Here is an 8730-nt window from a genome sequence, read left to right as displayed (position 1 = left end):
CGCCGCGCTGGCCCTGCGCGAGACGGCGTCGGAAAAGATCATCACCGTCGAGGACCCCGTGGAGTACCAGCTCCCGGGGGTGACGCAGGTGCCCGTGCACCGGCAGGCGGGGGTCACGTTCGGCGCGGCGCTGCGCAGCATCCTGCGGCAGGACCCGGACGTGATCATGGTGGGCGAGATGCGCGACCCCGAGACGGCCGAGATCGCCGTGCAGGCCGCCATGACGGGTCACCTGGTCTTTTCCACCCTGCACACCAACGACGCCGTGGGCGCGCTGCCGCGCCTGCTGGACCTGGGCGTCCCGGACTACCTGGCCGCGGCCACCGTGGACGGCATCCTGGCCCAGCGCCTGGTGCGCCGCGTGTGCGACGCCTGCCGCGAGGTGTACGAGCCGCCCCGCGACGCCGTCCGCAAGCTGGCCGGCGACGACCTGCTGCCGCCCGCCTTTCTGCGCGGCGCGGGGTGCCCGGCGTGCCGCGGCACGGGGTACCGGGGACGGACGGGCATCTACGAGCTGCTGGTGCTGGACGATGCCCTGCGCGAGGCCATCGTGCGCCGCGCGGGGCGGGCGGAGCTGCGCGAGCTGGCGCGCCGCGCCGGCATGCGCTCCATGCGCGCGGACGCCTGGGAGCGGGTCAAGGAAGGGATCACCACGGTAGAAGAGGTGCTGCGTGTGGTGCAGGACTGAGGGCGGAGCGTTCCATGGCGGATGATACGGCGCTGCACGTGCGCGCGGCCCGCTGGCTGATGGGCCGGTCCCTGGCCGCGTACCGGCTGGAGCTGGCGCGGCGCAAGGTGGTCTCCAGGGCCACGCGGCAGGGAAGCATCCGCCGCTACCTGGGCGCCCACCCCGTGCGCGCCCTGCAGCTGGGGACGGGGCACAACGTGCTGCCGGGGTGGCTGAACACGGACGTGCACGTCTTTCGGCGCGGGCTGGTGGAGTTCCTGGACGCCACGCGGCCGTTTCCCCTGCCGGAGGCCAGCTTTGACTTCGTCTACAGCGAGCACCAGATCGAGCACGTGCCGCTGGCCGCGGGCGACCACATGCTGGCGGAGTGCTTTCGCGTGCTGCGGCCCGGCGGCGTGGTGCGCATCGCCACGCCGGACCTGGCGCGCATCGCCCGGCTGGCACAGGCGCCCCTGGGACCGGACGAGACGTACTACGTGGAGTACATCTCCCGCATGCTGGGCCTGACGGCCCCCGACCCCACCCGTGTGATCAACGCCATGTTCCGCGAGTTTGGCCCCGACGACGCGTCGGGGCACCAGTTCATCTACTCGTTCGAGACCCTGTCGGAGCGGCTGCGCGCGGCGGGGTTCACGGACGTGCGCCGGTGCGACGTGGGCCGGAGCGAGCACGCCATGCTGCGCGACGTGGAGCGCCACGCCGACGCCGTGGGCGACGCCCGCGCCGTGCGCTACGAGACGCTCGTCGTGGAGGCCACGCGTCCCGCGTCCGCCGCTTTGAAGGTGAGGGCGGGGGCGCGGGCCGGGTTCACGCTCATCGAGCTGGTGGTGGTGATCGCCGTGATCGCCGTGCTGGCGGCCGTGGTGGCGCCCAACGTGTTCAAGAGCTTCTCGGACGCCAACTCCGGCGCGGCCCGCCAGCAGATCGAGCAGATGGGGATGGCGCTGGACAGCTACCGGCTGGACAACCACGCGTACCCCACCACGGAGCAGGGGCTGGGGGCCCTGCGCACGGAGCCCACGACGGGCGCAAAGCCGCCCCGCTGGCGCGGCCCGTACCTGCGCAAGGCCGTCCCGGACGACCCGTGGGGCAAGCCGTACGTCTACGTCTCGCCCGGCCGTCACGATCCGCAGGGCTACGACCTGTACTCGCTGGGCCGCGACGGCCGCGAGGGCGGGGAAGGCGAGGACGCGGACGTCACGTCGTGGGGCAAGGCGGATCGCTGAACGGCAGTGCGAAGTGCGGGAGTGCGAAAGTGCGAGAGTAGGAGCATGGCGCACGGGCCGCCTTCTCGCGCGGACCGCATCCCCGCCCGGACGTGTCCATCCGGCGGCATCCGGCGCGCGTTCTGTCCCTGACGGGCCGCATCCGTGGCCATTGACCGGAATCACCAGGTTCTCGTGCGGATGATGCTCGCTGACCGGCTGGGCCGTCTCGTCCTGGTGCTCGCGTTCCTGTGCGCGCTGGCGGCGCCGCGGGGGGCGGGGGCGCAGGAGGGCGCGGGCGCGGTGGAGGGGACGGTGACGACGGAGGAGGGCGCGCCGCTGGCGTTCGCGCTCGTCCGCCTGCTCCCGGCGGAAGGGCGTGCCGTCACGGGGGACGTGATCACGGACGCGCGGGGCGGCTTTCGCCTTTTGGGCGTGCCGGCGGGGGAGTACCGCCTGCAGGTGGAGCAGATCGGCTACGCGCGGATGGTCTCGCCCGTGGTGCGGGTGCGCGCGGGCGAGACGGCGCGGCAGGACGTCGTGGGCCGTCCGGCGCCCATCCGGCTGGAGGGCGTCACGGCCACGGCGGGGCGCTGCCTGACGGTGGACCAGCTGGGGGACGACCCCGAGCTGGCGACGCTGTGGAACGAGGCGCGGAAGGGCGTGGAGACGCGGCGCGCGCTGGAGATGCGTTACCGCTTCAACCGCACGCTCGTGCAGGACATCGTGACCCACTGGCGGGGCCGCGGCCGGGGCAGCACGGGGACGCACACGGAGCACACGCTCGTCAGCCACCCGGACTCGGTGGCGCCGCGCGACGCGCGCCGGCGGGCGCTGTTCCTGGAGCACGGCTACTCGGACGGAAACACGCTCAGCGTCCCCGAGGACAAGGAGCTGCTGGAGGACGCGTTCCTGCGCGACCACTGCCTGGTGGCGGCCTTCGAGGAGCGGGCGGACGCGTACGTCATCCGCTTTCGCGCCGTGCGGCCGCCGCCGGCCGGGGCCGATATCCGCGGCACCATCCGGCTGGACGCGCGCGGCTACCTCATCCAGTCGCTCGAGTTCGAGTACCTGGCCCACGGCCGCCCGTTCGCCCGGACGCTCGTTCGCTACGAGGACGTACCCGTGGGCGGGGCCCGGCTGCGGCTGCCCACGGGCGGCGAGGCGTCCATCCGGTTCACGGGCTCGGACGCCGACGTGGCCACGGCGGCGGAATCCACCTTCTCGTACCTGTACGTCTTCGTCATTCCCCGGACGGAGCGGGCGGACTCGACCACGCGGGGCACTCGGTAGCGGGATGCGCGGGACCAGGGCAGCAGATTCGGCAGCACGGTGAGCACGGGGACCACGCCGCAGTTCGCCTACCGCGCGGCACACCGCAGCGGGATGCTGGAGTCGGGGACGGTGCGCGCGGAGAGCGCGGAGGCCGCCCGCGAGCTCCTGTTCTCGCGCGGGCTCTTTCCCCTGGAGGTGCGGCTGGAGCGCGGGCGCGAGGCCGCCCGCCCGCGCATGTCCACGGGCGACCTTGCCCAGGGGCTGCGGGTGCTGGCCACGCTGCTGGACAGTGGCCTGCCCGTGGCCCGTGCCCTGGCGGCCATGGACGACCTGGTGCCGCCCGCGTGGACGCCGGCCCTGGCCCCCCTGCGCGAGTCCGTGCGCCAGGGCAACTCGCTGGGCGCCGCGCTGGCCGCCGCGCCGGTGGGCTTTCCCCCGCTGGTCATCGGCCTGGTGCAGGCGGGCGAGGCGGGGAGCGGGCTGGGCCCGGCCGTCACCCGCGCGGCGGAGCTTACGGAGAGCGCCGCGGCCACGCGCCGGGCCGTCCGCGCGGCGCTGGCGTATCCGCTGGTGCTGGCGGCGGCGGGCACGGCGTCGCTGGTGCTGCTGGTGGGCTTCGTGCTGCCGCGCTTCGCGGCGGTGCTGGAGGACCTAGGGCAGGCGCTGCCGCCCACCGCCCGCACGGTGCTGGGGATCGCGGACGTGGCGCGCGCGGCGTTCGTCCCCGGGCTCTTCACGCTCGTCGTCGCCGGGCTGCTGTGGCGCCTGTGGACGGGCACGGAGGAGGGCCGCGCGAAGTGGCACGCCTTTCTGCTGGCCGTGCCCCTCGTGGGCGGCATCCGCCGCGCTTCCGCGACGGCGCGGTTCTGCGCGGCGCTGGGGGCGCTGCTGGAGAGCGGCGTGCCCATCGCGCCGGCGCTGAACCACGCCACGCGCGCCACGGGCGACGCGGCGCTCACGGGCCGCATCCTGGCCGCGCGCGAGGGGGTGGTGGCGGGCCGGTCCATCGCGGCGTCGCTGGAGGCGGAGGACGCGGCCACGCCCACGAGCGTTCGGATGATCCGCACGGGCGAGGAGACGGGCCGGCTGGCGGCCATGCTGTCGCACGCGTCGCGCATCGAGGCGGACCGGGCGGAGCAGCTGGTGCGGGCCCTGGTCCGCGTGCTGGAGCCGGGGATGATCATCGTCTTCGGCGGGATCGTAGCGTTCGTGGCGGCGGCGCTGCTGCAGGCCGTCTACAGCGTGAGGCCGATGTGAACCGCGAGTGCGAAAGTGCGAAAGTGCGAGAGTGCGAAAGTGGGTGCGGCGCGCGGACGAGGTTCCGCGCGCGGCGCGTCCGCCTGCGCACGCGCGTTTCGCGGTCGCGCTCCGGGTTCACGCTCATCGAGCTGATGGTGGTGCTGGCGATCCTGGGCGTGATGGCGGGCGTGGTGGGGCTCGCGGCGCGGACGCTGGACGACACGGATCCGGCCTCCCGGCGCGCCGCGCAAATCACGGAGGCGCGGCGGCGGGCGCTGGAGACGCGGCGCCCCGTCGTCATCCAGGTGGCGGAGGGCGACAGCGCCGGGCGGATGGTGGCCCTCCCGGACGGCAGCGTCCGCGCGGACACCCTCCTGCACCTCGACGTGCTGACCGGGAGGCCCCGTGAAGCCCGGTGACGCGGTACGAGGGCGGATCGGGCGAATCGCCGGCGTCCGCGCGCGGAAGCCGGCCCGCGTATGGAGCCCACTCCCGCACTCTCGCACTTTCGCACTTTCGCACTGCCGTACAGGTGCCGTCCTGCTCGAGGCCATCATCGCCCTCGCCATCCTCACCGTGTCGGGGATCGCGGCCGTGACGCTGGTGAGCCAGAGCGCCGACGCCGTCCGCCGCGCGCGCGTGGCCGACGCGGAGGCGCGCGACGCCGGCGCGTTCCTGCACGCCGTGTCGCTGTGGACGCGCGAGGACCTGGACCGCCGCCTGGGCGACCGGCCGCAGGGCGAGTGGCGGCTCATCATCCAGCGCCCCAGCCCCACGCTGTACGAGGTGGTGCTGACGGATAGCGCCGCCACGTACGAGATCCTGCGCACGTCGCTCTTTCGCCCCGAGCCCGTCCGCCCCGAGCTGCCCGGCCTTCCCACGCCCGGCGGGATGCAGATGCCCGGAATGCCGATGCCGGGAGGGATGCCGTGACGCCGCGTGGAACGCGCGCCGGCTTTACGCTCGTGGAGGTGATGGTGGCGCTGGTGGTGATGGGCGTCGTCCTCGTGGGCGCGCGCACCATGCTGGGGCAGATCGCGGGCGACGCGGACCGCATCACCGCCGCGTCGGCGGAAGCGGACCGCGAGGCGAACGCGGACCTGCTGCTGCGTACCGCGGCGGGCCGGCTGGAGGTGGTGCCCGTGCCGGGCCAGGAGATCCGCTTCGAGGGCGAGCCGCGGGGGGCGCGCTTTCACACGTGGTGCGAGGTGCCGGACGGCTGGCTGGAACGGTGCGAGGCGTCGCTGGGCTTCATCGAGCTGGAGGGCGAGAACGCGCTGGCCCTGCGCCTGTCCACGGGCGAGATGGTGGCCCTGCGCCGCGGCTTTCAATCCGGCGAGATGACGTACCTGCGCGACGCGGCGTCCGGCGGATCGTGGGTGCGCCGCTGGGGCGCCAGCATCACGGCGCCCATCGCGTTCGGCATCGTCATCGACGGCGACACGTCCATCATCCGCATCGGGGAGCGCGGATGACGGACCGCGCGCGATCCGCGAATCGTACCCGTGTACCCCCGTACCTTCGTACCCGTACGCCGTTACTTTCGCACTTTCGCACTCTCGCACTTTCGCACTGCCGTCAGGGCTTCGCCCTCCTCAGCGTCCTCTGGGTCCTCGTCGGCATCTCCGCCCTGGCCCTGGCGGCCAACCTGGCGGCCCGCGAGGGCGTGGCGTCGGCCCGTAACCGCGCGGACCTGGCCCGCGCCGCGTGGCGGGCGGAGGGGTGCCTGGAGCGCGCCCGCGCCGCCATCCACGACGCGCTGCTGGCCCACCGCAACGACGGGCCCGGCGCGTCCGTCTGGGGGCGGATGGACCGCGAGATCGCCCAGTCGCCCCTGCTGCGCGGCAGCGGCTGCGACCTGGAGATGCGGGCCGCCGGCGCCGCCCTGGACGTGAACGCGGCGGACGACGAGACGCTGCGGCGCCTGCTGCTCTCCATCGGCCGGTCGCCCGCGCAGGCGGACTCGCTCGTGGACGCCCTGGCCGACTGGCGCGACGAGGACGATGCCCCGCGCCCTTTTGGCGCCGAGCGCGACACGTATCGCGCCGCGAAGCTGCGTCCGCCCCGCAACGGGCCCCTGGCGGACCCGCGGGAGCTGCGGTTCGTCCGCGGCTGGGACGCGCTGGCGGGGATCGACACGCTGCTGGGGACGGAGCCGGGGCGCGTGCCCGTGACGCACGCGCCGCCCGCCGTCCTGGCCGCGCTCCCCGGGCTGGGGCCGGAGGCCGCCGCCCGCGTGGCCGAGATGCGGATGCGGGACGAGCGCATCACCGACCTGGGCGCGCTGCTGGGCGGGTTGAGCCCCGCCGCGCGCGACGCGGCCATGCGCCGCTTCGCCGACCTGGGCGGGGCCATGGTGCTGGAGCCGGAGGCATGGATCGTCACGGCGCGGGGCGCGGAAGGCGTGCCGCCGGCCGTGAGCGTGGTGGAAGTACGGCTGGTCCGCGCGGCGGAGCGCGCGGCGGTCGTCCGCCGGAGAACGTGGACGGAATGAGTGTTTCGCTGGGGATTGCCGTGGGCGCGGACCGCATCCGCGCCGTGGCGCTGAACGCCGGGCGCATCATCGCCGCCACCGAGGCGCAGGTGGGGCCGGGAGACTCGCTCTCCGCGGCCGTCACCGAGCTGCTTTCGGGGGCGCCGCTGCCGCGCTTTCCGCGGCCGAAGGTCGTCGTGGCGCTGGGCCCGTCGCTGGCGCAGACGCGGCGCATTGCCGGGCTGCCGCCGCTGGACGACGGGCGCATGCTGGCGCAGGTGGTCCGCGAGGGCGCGGGCAAGTTCTTCCTCCGCAACGGCGTGCCGCTCGCCACGACGGGCGTGCGCATCGTGGAGCCGGGCACCGTGTGGGCCGCGGCCCTGGACGAGCGCGCCGTGCGCCAGGTGGAGGCGGGATGCCGCGCGGCCGGCCTGCGGGCGGACCGCTTTGTCCCCGCCGTGGCCGTGCTGGGCCGCGCCCTCAGCGGCGACCACGTGCTGTGGCCCGACGGCCCCGCCGTGGCGGACGTGCAGCTGCGGGGCGGCGAGCTGCACGCCGTCCGCCGCCTGTCCGCCGCGCAGGGGGCGGATGCGCCCGCGCCGGCCGCCGTCCCCGCGCTGGCAAAGCTGGGCGAGGAGGGATGGCGGTTCGCGGACGCGTACGGCGCCGCGTCGCTGCCGGACTACGAGCCCATGGTGCTGCGCCCCGCCGGCGCCGCCGCCCCCGGCGACGTGCCCCGCTGGCGGATGGCCCTGGCCGGCTGCGCGCTGGCGGCCGCCGTCGTCTTCGCGGCCGTGGCGCCGGTCCTCCGCGCCATGCGGGCGGAGGACGACGCCGTGGCGCGCATCGCCGCCGTGCAGGACCGCCGCCGCGCCGCGTCCGACACGGAGCGCGAGCTGGCCCGCATTACCGCCGCGCTGCAGGAGGGTGCCGCGTGGGACCAGAAGCGGTACTCGCCCACGCTGCTCCTGGCAGACCTCACGGCCGCGCTGCCGCCGGGCACGGCGCTGGTCGCCTTTCGCGCGGACACGGCCACGGGCAGCGTGGTGGCCCTGGCGCCCCGCGCGGCCACCGTCGTCCAGCCGCTGGAAAAGGTGCCCGGCGTCGTCTCGCCCGAGATCGTGGGGCCCGTGACGCGCGAGGCGCTCGGCGGGCGCGAGCTGGAGCGGGTGATGGTGCGCTTCAGCATCGACGCCGCCCGGCGCGCGCGGCCAGGATCATCCGCGGCGGACTCGTCGTCGCTCGGGGCGCCGGCGGACACGATGTCGGTCGACGGGGAGGCGGCGCCGTGATCGGGCAGATCTCGGAACGCGACCGGCGGACGCTCCTCATCGGCGCGATCACCATCCTGGGCCTCGTGCTCCTTGCGCGCGGGCTTCCCGCGTGGCGGCGCTGGGACGCGGACACGCGCGCGTCCGCCCGGGAGATGGCCACGGAGGCCGCGCGGGCGGAATCCACCGTCCAGCAGCTTCCCGCCGCGCTGGATTCGCTGCAGGCCCGCCGCGCGCGCTACGTGGCCCTGGGCCGCGGCGTGCTGGAGGGCGAGTCCACCGCGGCGGCCGGCGCGTCGCTGGCCTCGCTCGTCAGCGGGGCGGCGGCGCGCGCGGGGGTGCAGGTGGGCTCCGTGCAGGTGCGGCCGGACAGCGCCGGCGCGGGCACCTTCATGCGCATCACCGTCCGCGCGGAGGGCACGGGCGACCTGCCCGCCATCACGCGAATGCTGGCGCTGCTGGAGGGCGGGCGCGCGCTGCTGGCCGTCCGCGAGCTGTCCATCACCCAGCCCAACCCCGGCGGCCCCGCCGAGCAGCCCGAGGCCCTGCGCGTGGAGCTGGCCGTGGAGGGCCTGGCGC

The 8730-nt window shown here is 75.4% G+C and carries 10 protein-coding genes; all 10 read left to right on the top strand.

The window, feature by feature from the left end; genetic code table 11:
- Window positions 1–688, top strand: a 688-nt coding sequence (locus tag VFZ20_RS27100; protein ID WP_329687091.1) for a GspE/PulE family protein, incomplete at its 5' end; no start/stop codon positions are given.
- A 14-nt stretch (window positions 689–702) separates the two neighbouring features.
- Window positions 703–1914 (top strand): type II secretion system major pseudopilin GspG, encoded by a 1212-nt coding sequence (gspG, locus tag VFZ20_RS27095; RefSeq protein ID WP_329687090.1) that lies wholly within the window; start codon window positions 703–705, stop codon window positions 1912–1914.
- A gap of 180 nt (window positions 1915–2094) precedes the next feature.
- On the top strand, window positions 2095–3186 hold the full coding sequence (locus VFZ20_RS27090; protein WP_329687089.1) for a carboxypeptidase-like regulatory domain-containing protein: 1092 nt from the start codon (window positions 2095–2097) through the stop codon (window positions 3184–3186).
- A 39-nt stretch (window positions 3187–3225) separates the two neighbouring features.
- The gene (locus tag VFZ20_RS27085; protein WP_329687088.1) at window positions 3226–4425 is read left to right on the top strand and encodes a type II secretion system F family protein; all 1200 of its coding nucleotides are present in this window, start codon (window positions 3226–3228) and stop codon (window positions 4423–4425) included.
- Window positions 4422–4826, top strand: a complete 405-nt coding sequence (locus VFZ20_RS27080; RefSeq protein ID WP_349264137.1) for a type II secretion system protein — start codon at window positions 4422–4424, stop codon at window positions 4824–4826. Before VFZ20_RS27085 ends, VFZ20_RS27080 begins: the two co-directional genes overlap by 4 nt.
- A 157-nt stretch (window positions 4827–4983) precedes the next feature.
- A complete protein-coding gene (locus tag VFZ20_RS27075) occupies window positions 4984–5340 on the top strand; it encodes a hypothetical protein (RefSeq protein ID WP_329687086.1) in 357 nt (118 codons plus the stop codon).
- A complete protein-coding gene (locus VFZ20_RS27070) occupies window positions 5337–5882 on the top strand; it encodes a prepilin-type N-terminal cleavage/methylation domain-containing protein (protein ID WP_329687085.1) in 546 nt (181 codons plus the stop codon). The genes VFZ20_RS27075 and VFZ20_RS27070 overlap by 4 nt, the downstream gene beginning before the upstream one ends.
- On the top strand, window positions 5879–6901 hold the full coding sequence (locus VFZ20_RS27065; RefSeq protein WP_329687084.1) for a hypothetical protein: 1023 nt from the start codon (window positions 5879–5881) through the stop codon (window positions 6899–6901). The genes VFZ20_RS27070 and VFZ20_RS27065 overlap by 4 nt, the downstream gene beginning before the upstream one ends.
- On the top strand, window positions 6898–8172 hold the full coding sequence (locus tag VFZ20_RS27060) for a hypothetical protein (RefSeq protein WP_329687083.1): 1275 nt from the start codon (window positions 6898–6900) through the stop codon (window positions 8170–8172). The genes VFZ20_RS27065 and VFZ20_RS27060 overlap by 4 nt, the downstream gene beginning before the upstream one ends.
- On the top strand, window positions 8169–8730 hold a 562-nt coding region (gene gspM / locus VFZ20_RS27055; RefSeq protein ID WP_329687082.1), incomplete at its 3' end, for a type II secretion system protein GspM. The genes VFZ20_RS27060 and gspM, both read left to right, overlap by 4 nt.

It is taken from the genome of Longimicrobium sp., from assembly GCF_036280135.1.
Lineage (GTDB): Bacteria > Gemmatimonadota > Gemmatimonadetes > Longimicrobiales > Longimicrobiaceae > Longimicrobium.
The sequence above is the reverse complement of the archived record's forward strand: the minus strand, read 5'-3'. Positions and strand labels throughout refer to the sequence as shown.

Bases quoted from the DNA above. Each gene is read 5' to 3' on its own strand.
- gspG (WP_329687090.1), top strand. From the start codon at position 703: ATGGCGGATGATACGGCGCTGCACGTGCGCGCGGCCCGCTGGCTGATG.
- VFZ20_RS27090 (WP_329687089.1), top strand. From the start codon at position 2,095: ATGATGCTCGCTGACCGGCTGGGCCGTCTCGTCCTGGTGCTCGCGTTC.
- VFZ20_RS27065 (WP_329687084.1), top strand. From the start codon at position 5,879: ATGACGGACCGCGCGCGATCCGCGAATCGTACCCGTGTACCCCCGTAC.
- VFZ20_RS27060 (WP_329687083.1), top strand. From the start codon at position 6,898: ATGAGTGTTTCGCTGGGGATTGCCGTGGGCGCGGACCGCATCCGCGCC.